The following is a 20413-nucleotide window of genomic DNA, read 5'->3' as shown; positions in this document are numbered from 1 at the left end:
TTTCTGTTCGGCCGCGACCGTCGTCGGTCGTGGCGCAATACTCGAATGCTGACCCGGAGCAAGCATAGGCTAACCACATCTAGCAGTCGTTGTCACAGCGGGTACACCAATTCGGCCAGGACATCGAGCCACTCCTGCAGCAGTTCCTCTGCCGCGGCCTGTGAAATCCCGAACGGACGCGAGGAGACGCTCACCTCGAGAATGTTGCCGGCCTCCGACGCGACGATCCGTGCCTCGACCGCAGCCAGGACGCCGTCGAGGCGATCGACCTCCCAGTCCGCGAACACGCGTCCGTACGCCGAATCCATCTGCCAGTGGCGCACATCCGGTTCGCCGTAGGTTCCGTGGTAGTTGAAGAAAACTTCCGGGGCGTTCCGCTGGCCGAGAGCTCGTCCCGCCGCCCCGGACAGATACTTCAGCAGCCCGAACGTCGCGCCCTCGCGCGGAATCGCGCGAATGGCCTCCAACGCCCGCTCGACGGTGACGCCCAGCGACACCGGGTAGTCCTCGGCGAACCAGCCGACCGTGCGCGTCACATCCGTGCCCGGCACTACGTCGGAATGACGCCCATGCCCTTGGAGTGAAACCGCCACGTGGCCATTCGGGCCTACGTCGCTCCACCGACCGACGGCCGCGGCCAACGCAGCGACGAGCACGTCGGCCGTTCCGGCATCGAGATGCGTCGGTGCACGTTCCACCAGCGCCGCCGTGTCTTCCACCGTCCACGTTGCCGACGCGCGAGCCCTCGCACCGGACTCCGATGCCGTGCGCGGGGTTCGCACCGTCGGGACGGTCTCGGTGACCTCGAACCAGTGCGGGAGATCGGCGATCACCGACGGATCCTTGACTGCCGCAACGAGAGCTCGCGCCCAATCCGCGTAACCGGTGCAAGGAACCGTCGAAATTTCACCGCGATCGTGAGCTTGCTCGAGGTCCTCGGTGATCACACGCCACGACATCCCATCGACGGCCATGTGGTGAACGATCAGGAGCAGACGGCCATCCTCGGCGCCCCGGTCGAACCACACCGCGCGAACGATCTCGCCGCGGTACGGATCCAATTCGGTGTTGGCCTTCTCTGCTTCGGCCCGAATCATCTGTTCGAGGTCCTCGGCACCAGCGGCATCGACTCGTCGGACGGATACCGCAGTGTGCTCGGATATCTCGACGAACGAGGTGCCCTCGCCACGAACCAAGGTCGAGCGCAGCATTTCGTGCGTACCGACTACCGCCGACAACGCCCGCTCCAACGAGTCGACGCTCACCTCGGCCGGTACGACCAGCAGCATCGGGGAGCCGAAGGTCTCGACACGCACAGCCTCCTCGACCATCCAGTGCATCGCAGGCGTCAAAGGGATCGAGCCCCCCGATGACATGCGCGGCGCCTCGTGCACCGGTCCACTCAGCGCCGCAATCGATTCCGGAGTTCGGTGTGCGAACAACTGCCGCGGCCCGACGGTCATGCCGTGCGCGCGGAGCGCCGAGACCAGGCGGATGACCGAGATACTGTCCCCGCCGAGCGCGAAGAAATCGTCGTCGATTCCGACGTCATCGACACCGAGAACGCTACGGAACGCCTCGCACACGTCGACCTGTTCGGGAGTACTCGGTGGTCTGCATCCTTCGGATGCCGTGGCGAACTGCGGCTCGGGAAGCTGTCGACGATCGAGCTTTCCGTTGGCTGTCACCGGGAATTCACCCAGCACCACCACGGCCGTCGGAACCATGTACTCCGGCAGCTTCGACGCCGCAAACGCGATGAGTTGGTCCACTGTGGCGCTCTCGCCTGGTGCAAGCCGCACGTAGCCGGCCAGGTACTTCCCACCGCCCGCATTCTCCAGCGCCAGAACAGCGCTCTGCCGGACCGCAGGATGCGACGCCAGAGCAACTTCGACGTCCTCGAGTTCGAGACGCATGCCTCGAATCTTCACCTGGTTGTCGGCGCGGCCCATGAAATCCAGGCTGCCGTCGGCGTTCCACCGCGCGAGGTCGCCCGTCCGGTAGATCCGCTCCCCGCTCCCGAATGGATCCGCCACGAAACGACCGGCCGTCAGGGCGGCAGCGTTGACGTACCCTCGGCCGAGCAGGAATCCGCCGGCATAGAGCTCACCGGGAACGCCCACCGGAACGGGCTGCAAAAGATCGTCCAACACGAACAACCTCGTGTTCGGATTCGGACGACCGATCGACGTGCTGACTCGGTCTGCGTAGCCCCGATAGATCACGTGGGACACGCCGATCGTCGCCTCCGCCGGGCCGTAACCGTGATACATCGTCGTACCGAGTTGACGGCGGAACCGTTCGAACAAGGTCGGCGTCAAAACCTCACCGCCACACCACACGTGACGCAGCTCGGCCAGACGTTCCGTACCCTCGGCGAGCTCCAGCAGCGCACTGAGCATGGACGACACGAGATACACGAACGTGACGTGTTCACGCTCGATCAGATCCAAGAGATACAACGCATCTCGCTCACCGCCCGGCTCGGCGACGACCACTGCACCACCGGACACCAACGGCAACAGGATCTCGTTGACCGAGATGTCGAACGCCAACGGCGCCTTGAACAGCGACGTGTCCCCCGCGCCGAAGCCGAGAATCCGGTCGCGCTGCCACGTCAACCGAGAGCAGATCGCCTCGTGGCGAATCATCGCGCCCTTCGGCTTGCCGGTGGATCCGGACGTGAAGATCACGTAGGCCAGGGACGTACCGCAAAGATTCACCGGCGGAGGCGTCGGGAGATCCTGGCCGTACGCCCAGTGCGAGAGATCGACGTGCACATCCGATTCGGTGGCCGGATCCTTCGTCACCGTCAGACGCACACCGGCTTCGGTGAGCACCGACTTCCTGCGCTCGTCCGGCCACGACGGATCGAGTGGTACGAACGCTCCACCCGCGACCATGATCGCCAGAACGGCCACCACCATCTCTGCCGATCGCGGAAGCGACACCGCGACGATGTCCTCGGAATCTATCCCCCTGCAGCGCAGGTGATTCGCCAGTTGGCACACCTTCTCGGACAATTCCGCGTAGCTCATCCGAGTGTCGCCGGACACCAGCGCAAGCGCGTCGGGCGTCGCGTCGGCGGTCCGTAGGAACAGCGCGGGGACCGTGTCGTGGGTCTCGGGCTCGACGGTGTCGTTGAACGTGTCGAGAATCAGCGTCCGCTCCTCGTCACCGAGAACGTCGATCGCACTGATCTTTCGCGACCTGTCCTCGGCCACAGCGTCGGCGACAGCCGAGAATCGAGCTGCAAGGGTCTCGATAGTGCTCTGGTCGAACAGATCACGTGCGAACTCGATCTCGCAGTCGATGGTCGCGCCACGGTCGACGAGGTTGATGCCGAGATCGAACTTCGACGCCCCTGTTCCCATCGGCACAGCAGTGACGCGTGCGCCCGGCAGCGCGAACGCGTCCGAAGCATCGCCGGCGATGTAGACGAGCATCGTTTGGAACAGCGGGTGCCGTGCCCTCGTACGCTCGGGATCGACAGCATCGACGACGCGGTCGAACGGTAGCTCCTGGTGGGCGAACGCAGCGAGATCGCTCTCCCGCACACGTCCGAGCAGCTCGGTGAACGTGGGATCCCCCGACGCGTCTGCCCGCAGGACGAGCGAGTTGAGGAACAGTCCGACCGTCGACGACAGCTCCGCGTCGGACCTGCCCGAGATGGGAGTTCCGAGGACGATGTCGTCTCCTGCGCCGATCTTGACCAACAGTGTCGTGACGAGTGCATGCGCGAGCACGAACATCGTGACGCCTGCATCCGACGCGGTCGATCGAAGACCCTGCACAGTCGACTCGTCGAGAGTGAACTCGACGATTCCGCCTCTGCCACTGGGGGTCTCGGGACGCGACCGGTCGGTGGGCAGTGTCATTTCGACGGGCAGATCCGCCAAAGCTGCTGTCCAGTACTCTCGTTCGGCGAAGGCCTGGCTGCGGGGTTCGCGGTCGGACCCGAGACGAGCCCGCTGCCACAACGCATAGTCCTGATATTGCGGGGCATCGGCGGCCCACTCGGGCTCCAGTCCACCGATTCGCGCCGTGTATGCGAAGGCCAGATCGTCGGCCACCGTCTTCACCGACCATTCGTCGATCGCGATGTGGTGAACCACCAGGAGCAGCACCGTCCTCGATGCGTCGGCGACGAGGTGACCACGAATCGGCAGTTCGGAATCCAGTTCGAAGGGGTACCGCGCCGCTTCGTCGAGGTATCGGCGCACATCCTGAATCGTTGCTGTCACCGAGACGCCGGATATCTCGGCCGCGTCGACGATCGACGCATAAGCCTCTCCAGCGAAGTCCGGGTACATCGTCCGCAACGCCTCGTGTCGGCGGACGACATCGTCGACTGCTGCCACCAATGCAGCCGAGTCGATCTCGCCATCCAATTCCCATGCCAGGGGAACGTTGTAGGTTTCGGACGGACCGTCGACGCGGTACATCGCCCACATCCGATGCTGCGCGTAGGACAGCGGAAGGACATCGGGGCGGACCACATCGCTGATCGAACCGGAGGACACCACCCGTGGACCGGCATCGACCGCAGCCGCGAGTTCGCGCGCCGACGGATGATCGAACAGTGCTCGCATCGGCAGTTCGACGCCCCACCTCATTGAGACTCCGGACAGGATCTGCATCGCCAGCAGCGAGTGCCCACCGAGGTGGAAGAAACTGTCCTCGGCCCCCACACGCTCCAGTCCGAGAACGCTCGCGAACAACCCGGCCAGCTCCGCCTCGGTGTCGGTGATCGGCTCCGACTTCGTGACGAGGGAACCGAAATCCGGTGCCGGCAACGCTCGCCGATCGAGTTTGCCGTTGGCCGTCAACGGAAGAGAATCGAGCTCGACGAACGCCGATGGCACCATATGCGATGGAAGCGTCTGCTTCACAGTGCTTTCCACGACTCGCATATCTGCATCTCCGACGACATACGCGACGAGTCGGTCGTCCCGAAGCAGCACGGCCGTGTGCTGGACACCGTCGACATCGAGAATGGCAGCGTCGATCTCGCCCAGTTCGATACGGAATCCGCGCAGCTTGACCTGATCGTCGGCGCGTCCGATGTAGTCGAGGACGAGTGGGCCGTCGGCATCGATACGCACCCACCGCGCGAGGTCGCCGCTTCGGTACAGCCGCCTCCCGGTTCCCGCGGGATCGGCCACGAAACGAGTCGAGCTCAACGCGCGCCGGCCGAGGTATCCACGCGCGAGTTGCGCTCCGGACACGTACATTTCACCGACGACACCACGTGGAACCGGATTCAGATACTGGTCCAACACCTGGACGTCGAGACCCGGAAGTGCGGTGCCGATGACGCTTCCCTGACCATGTTCGGCTGTGTCGGCGTCGACTTCCTGGAAGCTGACGTGCACGCACGTCTCGGTGATGCCGTACATGTTGACGAGCGCCGGACCTGTTGGGACACGGTCGAACCAGCGCCGCAATCGACGCACGTCCAGCGCCTCTCCGCCGAACACCACGTAGCGGAGCGAGGCGGCACCGAGATCGGTGTCGATGAGCTGATAGAACGCCGACGGTGTCTGGCTGAGAACCGTGACCTTTTCGCGTTCCAGCAGTTCGGCCATCGCCGACGGTGACCGACTGGTGTCGTGGTCGACGACCACCAGCGCAGCGCCGTGCAGCAACGGCCCCCAAATCTCCCACACGGAGAAGTCGAACGCGAACGAGTGGAACATGGTCCACACGTCGGCATCGTCGAACTCGAAGCTCTGTGACGAGGCCTCGAACAGCGCAAGCACGTTGCGGTGCGAGATGACGACGCCCTTGGGGTTGCCCGTCGATCCCGAGGTGTAGATGACATACGCAGCCTGCTCCGGCGTGACGCTCGGCAGTCCTGCGTCGATCGAGTCCTTCTCATCGATCGAGATTGTCGGAACTGTCGTATCGCCGAGCACAGCAGCCGATTCGGACGACACGATGGCCGCGACCGCCCCGCTGTCGGCCAGGATGTACTCGAGGCGCGACGCCGGGTACTGCACATCCAACGGGGTGTAGACGCCACCGGCCTTGACGACGGCGAGCATCGCGAGGATCTGCTCCCCGGAGCGTGGCAGCGCGATAGCAACTCGATCCTCGAGGGCAACTCCATGTGCGACGAGACGGCGTGCGAGCGCGTCGGATTCGGCGTCCAGTTCGCGGTAGCTCCATCGACGGTCGCCGTCGACGACGGCCGTGCTGTCCGGGTATGCCAGGGCGGAAGTGCCGAAGCGAGTCACCAGAGTTCCCTCGACCACGACCGGCTGCGCGTTCGTGATCACTGGATCGACTGTGCTCACCTGCACGGGCAGCGCCGACAACCGAGTTCTCGGGTCCGCGGCCACTGCGCCGAGGATCTGCTGAATCCGCTGAGCCAAGGCATCGGCGGTGTCGTCGTCGAACAGATCGGTTGCGTACTCGAGGCTCAGCAGGAGATCGCTGTCGGTGATGTCCACGAATGAGAAGTGCAGGTCGAATTTCGCTGCGGCATTGCTTCCGTCGAGCCAGTGCGTCTCGAGCCCGAGTACTGTCCGATCGGCGTCGGACCTGTTGTGGTAGCCGACAACCACCTGGAACAACGGGTTGAGTCCTGCTGCTCGCTCGGGGTTCAGCGCCTCGACCACGTGCTGGAACGGAAGTTCTTGGTGCTCGAACGCATCGAGGTCCACCGCGCGGGTGCGGTCCACTAGTTCCCCGAACGTCGGATCCCCACCGAGATCCGATCGAAGAACCAGGGTGTTGACGAAGAACCCGACCAGATCGTCGAGGGCGACGTCGTTGCGACCGGAGATGGGAGATCCGACCACGACGTCGTCCCCGGCACCGAGGCGGTGCAGCAGCGCGGCAACTGCTGCGTGCAGCACCATGAACAAGCTTGCGCCGTGTGCGGCTGCGACGTCGCGAAGCGCCTCGGCGACCTGCTGATCGACCACGGCGCGCACCTGCTTCGCCGACGCCGTCCGTACCGATGTCCGCTCACGGTCGAGCGGCAGGGCCGTTTCCGTCGGAATTCCGTCGAGGGTCGACATCCAGTACCGACGTTGACGGCCGGCATCGGCAGCAAGAATCTCGCGCTGCCACCGGGCGTAGTCGGAATACTGCACGGCGAGAGGCACCCACGAGGGAGATCGGCCGGCTACTCGTGCCTGGTATGCGGAGTCGAGATCGTCGAAGAACGGCCGGTCCGACCACTCGTCGGTCGCCATGTGATGCAGCACGATGGCAAGCACTCGGTCACGCTCGGAGACTTCGAGTAGTGCAGCGCGGAAGGGTATTTCCCGCGACAGGTCGAAGGGACGGTCCACTTCCTCCCGAACCGCCTGTGCGAGGGCAGAGTCCGTCACAACCCGCGTCGCGAGCGGAACCTCGGCTGCCACCACCCGCTGCCGAGCCTCGCCGCTGCTGCCCTCGACAACACTGCTGTCGATAACACTGCGCAGTACCTTGTGGCGATCTGCGACGTCGTTCAGAGCCTGCGCCAACGCGTTCCGGTCGAGACTTCCCCGGAGTCGAACGACCAGCGGATAGGTGTACGCGCTCGATCCGTCGGCGAGCCTGTCGACGAGCCACAGTCGTTCCTGCGCAGCCGACAGCGGTGTCGGTTCGCTCGACGGCCGAGCCTCGAGCACGGCACCGTCGGAGTCAGGTTCGGTGCCTTCGAGAAGCGTCGCGATGTGAGCCGGCGTGCGGAGTTCGAACAGAATGCGGATCGACAGTGTCACCCCGAATCCGCCACGGATCTCCCCGATGAGTCTGATTGCGAGCATGGAGTGTCCACCGAGAGCGAAGAAGTCGTCGTCGGGCCCTACGGAGTCCAGGCCCAGCACGTCGGCGAACAGCTGGCACAGGCGAATTTCGAGCTCGGTGTCGGCGTCTCGGCTGGACGAAGCCAGCGGCACAGCCTCGGGGAGCGCGCGGATGTCGAGCTTTCCGTTGACCGTGAGCGGCAGCGACTCCACCGACGCGTACAGCGCCGGCACCATGTAGTCGGGGAGCTTGCCGACCAACGCCTCACGGATGGCCGCCAGTAGCGACTCGTCGTGCCGACCCTGCCTCGGCAATACGTACGCTGCCAACCGTTGTGCACCGGGCGTGCTCGGGTCGCTTTGTGCCACCACTGCGGCGTGCGCGACGCCGTCCACCGCGGCGATCGCACTTTCGATCTCACCGGTCTCGACTCGGTAGCCACGGATCTTGACCTGGTCGTCGGTGCGGCCGAGGAACTCGAACTGTCCGTCGACACCTCGACGCACGAGGTCTCCGGTGCGGTACATCCGCTCTGCGGTCTCCGAGAACGGGTCGGCGACGAATCTCTCGGCCGTCGTGGAGAATCGGTTCAGGTATCCGCGCCCGAGGCCGGTTCCGGCTATGTACAGCTCACCGACGACGCCGTCGGGAACCGGCCGAAGCCACGAATCCAACACGCGAGCAGCCGTATTCAGAATCGGCCGACCGACGGTGGGGACAGCGCTGTCTGCTGTGCCGCCACCGAGCGTATTGATCGTGTACTCGGTCGGCCCGTAGAGGTTGTAGCCGAGCACTCCGTCGGCGCCGCGCAGGGACTGCCAGACCGAGTCCGACACCGCCTCTCCACCGAGCAGCACGAGCGCCGGGCGATGATCTCCGTCCAACAGCCCTTCGTCGATCAGGTGGTGTGCGTAGGTCGGCGTCACGTTGACGACGTCGATGCCGTGCGCGTCGCAGTACGACACGAGCGCGGTCGCATCGCGGCGCAACTCCTCGTCGCAGATGTGCACCTCGTGTCCCTCGACGAGCCACAGAAGTTCTTCCCAGGACATGTCGAACGAGAACGACACCGTGTGCGCGATGCGCAGGATGTCACGGCGCTGTGCCTGTCGAACACTGTCGACCACCGGGTCGAAAATCTCGCGTTGGTGATTGACCTGCATGTTCGTCAGTCCGCGGTGCGGTGTGACAACGCCCTTGGGCTTGCCGGTCGAGCCAGAGGTGTAGATGACGTAGGCGGCGTGCTCGAGCCGTCCCGGCGCGGTCCGTGCGAAGCTTCCGAGCTCGAAGTCCGACGGCAGCCGAGTGCTCTGACGCGCCCGGAGTTCGATCGTCTCGGGTGCATCGATCACGAGGGAGGGCACAGCATCCCCGAGACGCACCCGGGTCGCGTCGGTGGTGACCAGTAAGGACGGTGCCGCGTCGGTCAGAATGCCGACCAACCTGTCGTCCGGGTAGTCGAGTTCGAGAGGCAAGTACGCGGCGCCGGCGCGCAACACCGCGAAGAGCGCGACGACGGAATCGATGGAACGCGGGAGCGCGAGCGCGACGACGTGCTCGGCCCCGCAGCCACGACCCAGCAGAACCCGAGCGAGCCGTGTGACCTCGGAGTCGAACTCCGCGAACGTCATTCGCACAGGGCCGAACACGAGCGCAGTGGCATCGGGCGTTCGGTCGGCCTGAGCAGCCAGGAGGTCGGCGATGGAATCCTGTCCAGCGCCTGCCGTGTTCCTCGCGACGACAGTACGACGGTGGCCGGCCTCCCTCGGCAGCTCCAGCGGCAGCGAGGACATCGGTCGGGAGAGATCGTCCGCGACAGCGCTCAGTACCGCCTCGAACCTGTCGAGCAACCCCAGAGCGACGTTCTCGCCGACGAGATCGGGTCGGAATTCGAGCTTCACGCGGAGAGCGGCTCCCGGCGTGACAACCCAGGTGAACGGGTAGTGGGTCGAGTCCGACGCCTCGACGTCGGTGATGTGGTGCCGAGTCTCGAAGTCGGTGAACGTGTCGTCGTCAAGGAAGTTCTGCAGGACGAACAGCGAGTCGAACAGGCGCGCATGGCCGCTGACGCGCTGAATCTCACCGAGGCCGAGATGTTCGTACGGCATCGCGCTGACGCGGTGCGCCTGCACGGCCTGCGCGCAAGCCAGAATTGTCGTGCTGGGGCCAGGGCGAACTCGGACCGGAACGGTGTTGAGGAAGACACCGACGACGTTCTCCACCCCGTCGATGTCGGTAGGGCGCCCGGACACGGTTGTTCCGAGCACGACGTCGTCCGAACCCGTGACGTATCCGAGCACCGACGCCAACGCGACGGTGAGCAGCGAGTTCAACGTGACACCGCTGATCCGGGTGCGTTCGACGAGATCCGAGGACAGCGCCCGCGGCAGTGTTCGGTGCAGCAACTCCGGACGCACAGGCGATGCACCGACGGCGGTGTCGGATGCACCTGCGACCAATGTAGGTTGGTCGATTCCGCGGAGTTCACCCTCCCAGAATCGCTGTGCTTCGACGGCGTCCTGCTGATCCAGCCAGACCAGGTAGTCGTCGAAACCTGCGGTGCGAGCAGTCAACCCGGACAATTCGGACTCGTACAGGGCGAAGAAGTCCGACAGGACGATCTCTCGTGACCATCCGTCCCACAGAAGCAGGTGGTAGGTGAAGAGCAGTGTGTCGCAGCCGTTCGCACCACGGATGACGGTGAGACGAATCAGTGGTGGAGACTCCAGATCGAATCCGTTGATCCGATCGTCCTCGATCACCTCGCCCACCGAATCGTCCGAATGTGCCGGATCGACGACGCGCACTGCTGCCGTCGGCAGGGCCGGAACGAACTGCACCGGCGCATCGAGACCCTCACCGGTGAAGCCTGCGGCAGCGGCAGGGTGCCGAAGAAGAACTGCAGCCAAGGCACGTTCGAGGCGGTCGGCGTCGAGCGGACGGCTGAATCGCAGGATGTTCTGCGCGGTGTAGACGTCCTCGTCGCCCGCGTACTGCGCCTGGAAGTACAGCCCTTGCTGGAGCGGCGACAGCGGCCAGATGTGCGCGACCGACGACTCCGACAGGGACACCACCCGCTCGATGCCCGCTCGATCGATACCCGTCAGCGCTGCGTCGATCCGCGAGACCTCGACCAGCTCGGATAGGGCAGTCGCCCAGAGCTCGGCGATCTCGGCCGCGGCGTTCTCTCCGAGATCGTCGGTGTAGGTGAACGTGGCGACCAGTTCCGTTCCGCCGTCGGTGGCCAGGCATTCCGCATTCACCTCGAGGACGTACGGGGTGCCCTGCTCCGGATCCGGGTCGGTACGAAGCGTCTCGGGTGCGGTGGCCCAGTCGCCGACGCTCTGCGCCGTGCGTCCCATGTAGTTGAACAGAACTTGCGGAGCCTGGAACTCGGACAGCACTGCCGACGTCGACGGATCCAAGTATCGGAGCATTCCGAAACCGATGCCGCCGTTCGGGATCGATCGAACGACGCTTCTGACGTCGTTCAGGGCCGCGATCGGGTCGGTGTGCGACGACAGGCGAATCGGCGCGATCGCGGTGAACCACCCGACGGTCCTCGACAGGTCGATGCGCTCGTTCAGCGATTCACGGCCGTGGCGCTCGAGGTCGATCAAAAGCTCGCTGGGCTGCGTTCGCCACCTCCCGATCGCCGTCTGCAGGGCCGCGACGAGTACGTCGGTCACGCCTGCACGTAGCGCTGTCGGGGTGGTGGTCAGAATCGCATCGGTCAGGTTCTGCGGCAGCGTGATTCGGTGGTCACGCGTGTCGCACAGCGGCCGGACCGCCTCGGCGACATCGTCGACGAGCATGCCGCCGGGAGCGAGGATGTCGGACCACAGTGCGAGCTCGTCGACCCTGTCGATGGCATGCAGGACCGTCTCGGCTGCGAACTCCTTGACCGACGTCGAGACGGCGTCGAGCTCGATCGGTTGCCCCGAACTCGCCTGCTCGAATGCCTGTCGAAGATCGCCGAGAAGGATGTGCCACGAAACACCGTCGACGACGAGGTGATGTGCCACGATCAGCAGTCGGCCAGGGCGATCTCCCGCGTCGAACCACACGACCTGGAGCATCAGCCCGCGTGACGGGTCGAGACGATCGGCAGCAGCATCGGATTCCTCGGCAATGGCGTCGATACCGGTGACCACGGTGAAGATGTCGGCGGCCGGGAGACCGTCCGGCTCGTCGATCCTGAGCGACCACACCGAGTCCGGGTGAGTACGCGTCAGCTGCAAGCGCAGGGCGTCGTGCCGGATGATGACCGCGGCCACGGCAGCCTCGAAATCGGCCGCCGCACCGGCCGGTACCTGCACGAGTATCGACTGGTTGAAGCGGTCGATCGGGCCACCGAGTTCGCGGAGTCGATGGACGATCGGCAGGGCGTGCACGCTGCCGACACCCGACGAGACTTCCTGCACCGACACTGCTTCGGGGACATGAGATGCCAACGCGCGCGGGGTTCGGTCGGCGAACACGTCGCGTGGGGTGAAGCGAATTCCCTCCTTGCGCGCACGGTTCACCAGGGTGATGGCGATGATGCTGTCGCCACCGAGCGTGAAGAAGTCGCTGTCGGCACCGACATTCGTCACTCCGAGAATCTCCGAGAACAGGGCAGCAAGCACTTCCTCGTGCCTGCCTGTCGCCGAGACCGCCGGTGCGTCGAGGCTCGGTGCGGGCAGTGCCTTGCGGTCGAGTTTTCCGTTGACCGTCAACGGCATCGCGTCGAGCGCAACGAATGCCGACGGAACCATGTAGTCCGGCAGTGTTTCTGCCAATCGCTGCGGGAGGGTTGCGCCATCACCACCGACGACGTAACCCACGAGCCGACGCACCCCCGGCACATCCTCGCGCACGAGCACGGTTGCGTCGCGGACCCCGGGGGCGGCAAGGATCGCGGCCTGTACCTCACCGAGCTCGATACGGTATCCACGAATCTTGACCTGGTCGTCTGCGCGGCCGACAAATTCCAGTACTCCGTGAGTGTTCCATCGGCCCAGGTCACCTGTCCGATAGAGCCGCTCCCCCGGCGAGTACGGGTTCGCCACGAAGCGGGTCGCCGTCAGGTCGACACGTCCGAGATAGCCGCGCGCCAATTGCGCTCCGCTGACGTAGATCTCCCCTGCGAAGCCCGGCGCGGTGGGGCGTAGGAACGCGTCGAGAACATACATGTGCAAGCCGTCGATGGCTGCGCCGATGGTCGAGACGTCACCGAGGTGGTCGGCGTCGAGTGTCAGATGACTCACGTGCACGGTCGTTTCGGTGATGCCGTACATGTTGACCAGCGTCGGCGACTCCGGGTGGCGGTCGTACCATCGCGAGAGACGCCGGAGATCGAGGGCCTCGCCTCCGAATACGATGTACCGCAACGAGTTGTCGCCCGGGCTGTCCCTGTCCGCCTCGATCAACTGGTAGAACGCCGACGGGGTCTGGTTGAGCACGGTCACGCGTTCGGTGCGCAGCAACTGCAGGAAGTGCTCGGGGGACCTGGCGACATCCTGATCCACGATCACGAGAGTGCCACCGTGCAGCAGTGGGCCCCACAATTCCCACACCGAGAAATCGAATGCGAAAGAGTGGAACATCGTCCACACGTCGGATGGCCCGAAATCGAAAACGCTCGCGGTGTTGGCCATCAATTCGAGCACGGAACGATGCGGAACGAGTACGCCCTTGGGCTTGCCGGTCGAACCGGAGGTGTAGATCACGTACGCGGTGTTGTTCCATCCCACGTTCACCGGAAGAGGTTCGGTGGACTGGGCCGCGATGCGTTCGTCGGTGTCGAGAACCAGTACTCGACCGGCCGTGACGTCGCCGATCGACGCTGCGAGGTTCGACGTCGTCAGCACGCAGACCGGCGCCGAGTCACCGGCGATGTACGCCAGCCGGTCGCTCGGGTGGTGTGTGTCGAGCGGAACGTACGCGCCACCGGCTTTGATCACTGCCAGGATCGCCATGATCATCAGCGTCGAGCGTTCCACTGCAACCCCGACGAGCGATTCGACGCCGACGCCGTCCTCCACGAGCACTCGTGCAAGTCTCGTCGAGTCGCGATCGAGCTCGGCGTAGGTCAGCTGATCGCAGACACCGGAACCGTAGCCCGTGAAGCGAACGGCCACGGCGTCGGGATGTCGGGCTGCATTGCGCGCGAACATGTCCGCGATGGTGTTCGGTTCCACGGAGGCGCCGGGCACACGAGTCAGCACGGCCTCGCGCTCGTTCTGCCTGAGAATCTCGATCGACTCGACCGGCACGTCGAGCGAGTCGACCAACGCGGTCAGCACGACTGTGAGCCGATCGACCACTGCCTCCGCTTCCGCGCGGGTCACGCGGTCCGCATCGAACAGCAGGCGGAACGTCAGGTCGGCACCGGGATTCACCAACAGCGTCAGGGGGTAGTGCGGGGCCTCTACGGTCTTCACCGCAGAAATCGGCAGCGACGAACCCTCGAACGCGCTCAGATCGAGCTGTGTCTCGAACACCACGAGAGTGTCGAAGAGCGCCGATACGCCAGCCAGTCGCTGGACCTGTCCTAGTCCGAGGTGGTGGTGTTCGAGCAGCTCGGACTGCTCCCGTTGATGCACAGTGAGGGCGCTACGCACGTCGGTATCCGCAGTCCAGGACATCCGGACCGGAACGGTATTGACGAAGAGCCCGATCATCGACTCGATGCCGTCGAGATCGCCTGCGCGGCCCGAGACCGTCGAGCCGAACACGACGTCGGTACGGCCCAGTAGTCGCCCGAGCAGAATCGCCCATGCAGCGTGCACGACAGTGCCGAGAGTGAGGCCCGCGTCGCGGGAGAAGGACTGCAGCCGCGCGTATTCCGCGCTCGATACCGAGACAGACACTTCACCGTGATTGTCGACGGTGTCTCGATCGGCTTTCGTACCGAGAACTTCGCCGACCACGATTGTGCCGTCTTCGACACTCCCGATCGATCTCGTCCACGCCTGGTCTGCCGCGTTCTCCTCTCGCGACGCGAGCCACGATACGTACTTGCGGTACGGCGCGGGTGGGTCGAGAGTTTCCCTCTCGTACAACGACTTCAGCTCGCTCAGCATCAGCGGCACGGACCATCCGTCGGCGACGATGTGGTGCACCGTCTGCACGACGACCGTGCGGTGACCGACGGAGATCACCAGGTACCGCATCAGCGGAGGCGCGTCCAGATCGAACCCGCGGCGACGTTCTCGTTCGGCGAGCCGGGTGACGTGTTCGCCCGAAGCAGCGTGGACCTCGGTCCATTCCACCGGCGCCCCAACTGTCAGAACCGACACCACGCGGCCGTCGCCGAGGCCGAAGAAACCTGCCCCGAGGTTCGGATGACGCTCCATCAGAGTATCGGCAGCACGGTGTAGTGCCACCGTGTCGATCTGTCCATCGATCTCGATGATCTGCTGTTCGACGTAGGAGCTGCGTGAGCTGTCGTCGAACGTCGAATGGAAGTAGAGCCCCTCCTGCAACGGTGTGAGGGGCAGAATGTCGACGAGCAATCCCCCACTGTCAGTATCGAATCCGTCGATCTCGTCCTGCGTCAACGACACTGCCGGGAAGTCGGACGGTGTACGTCCCCCCAAGTCGGCGATGCGCGCCAACGCGGACAGCGTCTGCGACCAGTACCCGACGAGTGTGTCGATCACGGTGTCGTCGAGCACGCCCGAGGGCCACGAAAATATTGCCGACAGTGCCGGGCCGTCCGAAGAATCCGACGTTACCGCATTGACTTCGAGGGCCCGCGGCAGGCGCATGTTCGGGTCGCGTACCTCGCCGAGCGTTCCGATATCGGCTGCAGGCGTCCAGGTTTCGCCGGTCGGTGCGTCGAATCGGCCGAGGTAGTTGAACAGCACCTGCGGCGACGGAGCCGCTGCCAGACGCTCGGATACGGCCGAGTCCGCGAGGTAGCGCAGCGCGCCCCAGGACAGTCCTTTGTCCGGCACCGCACGGAGTTGTTCCTTCACGGCCTTGACCGCACGGGCGAGATAGGCAGGGGTGGAGACAGATTCATCCTGCTTCGGCGTGCCGGGGTCGACCACCACAGGAAACAGTGTCGTGAACCAGCCGACGGTACGCGCCAGGTCGACGTCGGGAAGCCCCGGCACCGGGATAACTTCACCCTCGCGGCCGTGGCCTTCGAGCTCGATAGGGGTGGAAGTCTGCATCGTGCCGCTGTCGTGACGCAGACGAAGCAGAGCGACTGTCAGTGCAGTGAGCAGAACGTCGTTGACACCGGCACCGAACGCCGCGGGAACCGTCGTCAGCAACGGACCCGTCACCGAGGTGGGCGTGATGACCGTCTTCTGCATTTCGGTTGCGACGATGTCGGTGTGCGGGTCGAGTGCCCGCGATCCGAGTAGTGCGTCCGGTGTATCGAGTGGCTCGATCCATCGGGCGAGACCGGCGTCGAAGATCCCTGCCCGAGCAGCCCTGTTCAACCGGGCCGACCAGCGACGGAACGACGTGCCCGCGTCGGGGAGCGAAATCGGCTCGTTCACGGTGATGCTTGCCCACGCGTCGGCGAGATCGTCGAAGATGATGCGCCAGGACACCCCGTCGATGACGAGGTGGTGTATCGACAACACGAGCAGACCGTCGCGCTCGGGTCCGGCATCGAGGTGAACCGCCTGCAACATCACCCCGGAATCCGGGTCGAGTCTTGTTGCAGCTTCGGCCACTTCATCCTCGAGCGCTGCGTCGGCGCCGACCACCGTCACCAGTGCGTCGACGGCGGGCACTTCCTCGGGGACGTACAGCGACCACGGCTGCGATCGGTCGAGCTGCGCGCGGAGCATCTCGTGCCGGCCCAGAAGCGCGCCGACAATCTCACGGAGCTGGTCCCCGGTCAGCCCCGCGGGCGCAGTCACCACGGTGGTCTGCACGAATCCGTCCACGTCCCCGCCCACGTCACCCGTCCAGCGCACGATCGGCGTACCGAGGACGTGTCCGACGGCAACGTCTTCCGGATCTCGTGCCGTGTCGGTGTCCGACACGACTTCCGCGAGCGCGGCAGGTGTCCGCAACCGGAACACGTCGCCGGGCCGGAGGCCGAGACCCGCGCGCCGGGCTTTGCTGACGAGCGAGATCGCGACGATACTGTCCCCGCCCATCGAGAAGAAGTCGTCGTCGACTCCTATATCGCTGCTGCCCAGTACTTCCGCGAAGAGCGCGCACAGGGCTCGTTCGGTGTCGGTCTGAGGGGCGCGAAAAGAACCTGACCCGAAGACAGGTTCGGGAAGTGCCCGACGATCCAGCTTTCCGTTGGGCGTCAGCGGAAACTCGGCCAGCACGACCACTGCAGTCGGCACCATGTATTCGGGCAGCGCATTCGTAGCCCAATCGCGCACGGAATCATCGGTGACGACCGAGCCCGCGTGCGGCACGACGTAGCCGATCAGATACTTGGTGCCGCCACGGTGTTCGCCGACGGTGACACACGCCTGCCGAACTCCCGGGTGCGTCGCAAGGCCGTTCTCGACGTCTTCGAGTTCGAGTCGCATTCCTCGAATCTTGACCTGATTGTCGGCTCGGCCGAGGAAGTCGAGGGAACCGTCGGGAGCCCACCGCGCGAGGTCCCCGGTGCGGTAGAGGCGCGAACCCGATTCGCCGAAGGGGTTGGCGACGAATCTACCGGCAGTCAACGACGGTGCACCGACGTATCCGCGGCCGAGCAGAAAGCCTCCCGCGTAGAGTTCTCCGCCCTCACCGATGCCGACCGGCCGCAAGTTGTCGTCGAGAACGTACAGCTGCGTGTTGGGATTGGGGGTGCCGATGGAGGTGGCGATGCGGTCCGCACCGTCTCGGTAGATCACGTGGGACACACCGATGGTCGCCTCGGCCGGGCCGTAACCGTGGTACAGCGTCGTGGACAACGCCGATCGGAATCGATCGAACAACTCCGGCGTCAGCACCTCTCCGCCACACCACACGTGCTTCAATCCGCCGAGAAGTTCGGTACCGGAGGAGAGTTCGAGAAGGACATCGAGCATCGAGGACACGAGGTAAACGAAGGTCACGCGCTCGGAGGCAATCAGATCCAGCAGATACTGCGGATCACGCTCACCGCCGGGCTTGGCGACGATCACCCGTCCGCCGGACACCAACGGCAGCAGGATCTCGTTGACCGAGATATCGAAGGACAACGGCGCCTTGAACATCGACGCGTCTTCGGGACCGAAGTGCAGGATCTCCTCGACCTGCCATCGCAGGCGTGCTGCGATCGCTTCGTGGCGGATCATCGCGCCCTTCGGCCTACCGGTAGAACCGGAGGTGAAGATGATGTAGGCCAGTCGGGTTCCGGCGGCAACGTCATGATCGAGCAAGGTCGCCCGGTCGTACGCCCAGTCGTCGAGATCGACGATGCTGCTGGGTACGTCGAGTTCCAGGTCGACGTCCGCGCGAAGCACACGGACGACGGAGGCGTCGGCGAGAACTGCGGCCTGCCGATCCGCGGGCCACTGCGGATCCAGCGGAACGAAGGCGCCCCCGGCGGTGAGGATGGCAAGGATCGACACCACCATCTCGGCACTGCGCGGAATGCCGACGGCGACGACGGCCTCGTCCGCAACACCGTTCTCCGCAAGGTGTGTGGCCAGTTCGCCGACGAGCCTTCCCAATTCGCCGTATGTGATTCGCCGAGCACCGTCCACCACGGCAACTGCCTCGGGCCGCAGATCGACCTGGTCGGCGAAGAATTCGATCACCGAACGCGTTTCGATTTCGGCCTGCGTGTCGTTCCAGGTGGCCAACTGCTCCAACCGGCCGGGGAGGGAATCTTGGTCCGACTGCATCGGTCGCCCTGTGGGCATGAAAAGTCACGTTCCTTGCGGGTAGTTGGTGTCTCCAGCGAGTGGTACTACGCCGAACTGGATGCGTGACGCCCCTGCCACGCGTTCCACAGTTCTGCGTACCGACCACCCGCAGCGATCAGATCGAGGTGGGTTCCGTCTTCGAGAATCCGGCCATGTTCGAGTACGACGACTCGGTCCGCCGAGGCGGCCTGCGTGAGTCGATGAGCGATGACGAGGGCAGTTCGTCCTTCCATCGCTGCGAGGGACGAGCGTTCGAGATCCCGAGCACCCGCGCTCCCCGCTTCGGCGGTGGCCTCGTCGAGGATCACGACCGGTGGATCGGCCAGGATCAACCGTGCGAGCGCCAGCTGCTGGCTTTGCGCAGCGGTCAACTCGGTTCCACCTTCGCCGATGACGGTGTCGAGCCCGCCCGGAAGCAGGTCGACCCAGTCCTGGGCACCGACGACGGTCAGCGCTGCCATCGCCTCGTCTGCAGTGGAGTCCGGACTGGCCAGACGCACGTCGTCGAGAAGAGTTCCCGCGAACACGTGTACTTCCTGGGTCACGATCGCGATGTGCTTGCGCAGACTCGTCTCGTCGAGGTCGGCGACATCGTGATCACCGACTGTCACCCGACCGGTGTCCGGACGGATCGAGCCCGCCGCGATCGCCGCGAGAGTCGATTTGCCCGCTCCCGTGGACCCGACGAGTGCGACGGTGTGGCCGCTCTCGACACGCAGATCGATGTCCTTCAGAACCGGGGTTACACCGTCGTAGCTGTGTCCGACGCCGTGCACCGTGAGGGTGTGCCCACCTGTGCGCACGTCCTCCATGGTTCCGGCTCGGTCACCCGGCATCGACACGACGCCGACCAGCCTGGCGAGCGAGGCGCCTGCGGACTGCACCTCGTCGAACGTGAACAGAATCGAGCCGAGTGGGTTGAACAGCCGATGGAACAGCAATGCTGCCGCCGTGGTCGCACCGACGGTCACCACGTCGCCACGCACCAGTACGAATCCGACCGTGAGAATCAGTGCGAGCCCGAAGAACTCGGCACGGTTCTCACGCCCGACGAATCGTGTGAACAGCGTGAACACGGTCAGCCCGAGATCACGAGCACGCGCTGACGCGGCGTCGATGGCGTGCACGTGAGCGGACTCGAGCCGGTACGCGCGGACGGTCCGCGAACCGTGCAGGCTGCTGATCAACGCCTCGGCACGTTCGCCCATCGCCACGCGCTGCTCCGCATAGAGCGGGGCCGAACGAGGCAGATACCACCGGAGTGCGACGACGTAGAGCGGCAATGCCACCAACCCGGCCAGCCCAAGACGCCAATCGAGTGCGCCCATCGCGAACATACTCAGCACGACGAGGATCAACGCCGACACGATCTGGGGAACGACGTCCGTCACGGCTTTGGAGATGACCTCCACGTCGTCGCCGACGCGGGACAGCAGATCACCCTTGCCGACCTTTTCGAGCTTCGCGGTGGGCAGCAGCAGCGCACGTCGGACCGTGCGCTCGCGCAGATCTGCCAGGATCGTCTCGCCGAGACGAGAGATCAAAACCGTCGACAGACCCGTGAACACCGCGCCGATCACGGCCGCCGCTGCGATCGAGACGACGACCCAGACGATCGTGGAGACCGGTGCGCCGTCCATCACGCGGTCGACGAGGCTGCCGAGAACGTAGATCGGCACCAGCGCCATCGCGCCACTGACGATCGCCGTCAGCACGGTCAGGGCAGTAGCACCCTTGCGTGCACCCAGTTCGCCGCGAAGCCACTGCCACGTGTGCGCGGCATCGGCGATGGGCAACAATTCCGGCTTCGGCTCGGTCACAGGGGAATTCACGACGGCCATGCTATTCGCTCCTTT

General features: G+C 64.9%; 2 protein-coding genes. Both read right to left on the bottom strand.

Translation table 11 applies throughout. From position 1 onward, the window contains the following. Positions 1-92: 92 nt before the first annotated feature. Positions 93-18554: a non-ribosomal peptide synthase/polyketide synthase gene (locus tag ACODSO_RS07660; protein WP_489036213.1), complete on the bottom strand. Its 18462-nt coding sequence runs from the start codon at positions 18552-18554 to the stop codon at positions 93-95. Between the two features lie 47 nt (positions 18555-18601). Continuing rightward, positions 18602-20398: an ABC transporter ATP-binding protein gene (locus ACODSO_RS07655; RefSeq protein ID WP_489036212.1), complete on the bottom strand. Its 1797-nt coding sequence runs from the start codon at positions 20396-20398 to the stop codon at positions 18602-18604. Positions 20399-20413: the final 15 nt, after the last annotated feature.

The organism is Rhodococcus sp. FG69 (assembly GCF_057808915.1).
Note: the sequence above shows the minus strand (reverse complement) of the source record. Positions and strands in the feature narration are given on the sequence as shown.

Coding starts and splice junctions, on each gene's coding strand:
- ACODSO_RS07660 (WP_489036213.1), bottom strand. CDS start 18,554: ATGCCCACAGGGCGACCGATGCAGTCGGACCAAGATTCCCTCCCCGGC.
- ACODSO_RS07655 (WP_489036212.1), bottom strand. CDS start 20,398: ATGGCCGTCGTGAATTCCCCTGTGACCGAGCCGAAGCCGGAATTGTTG.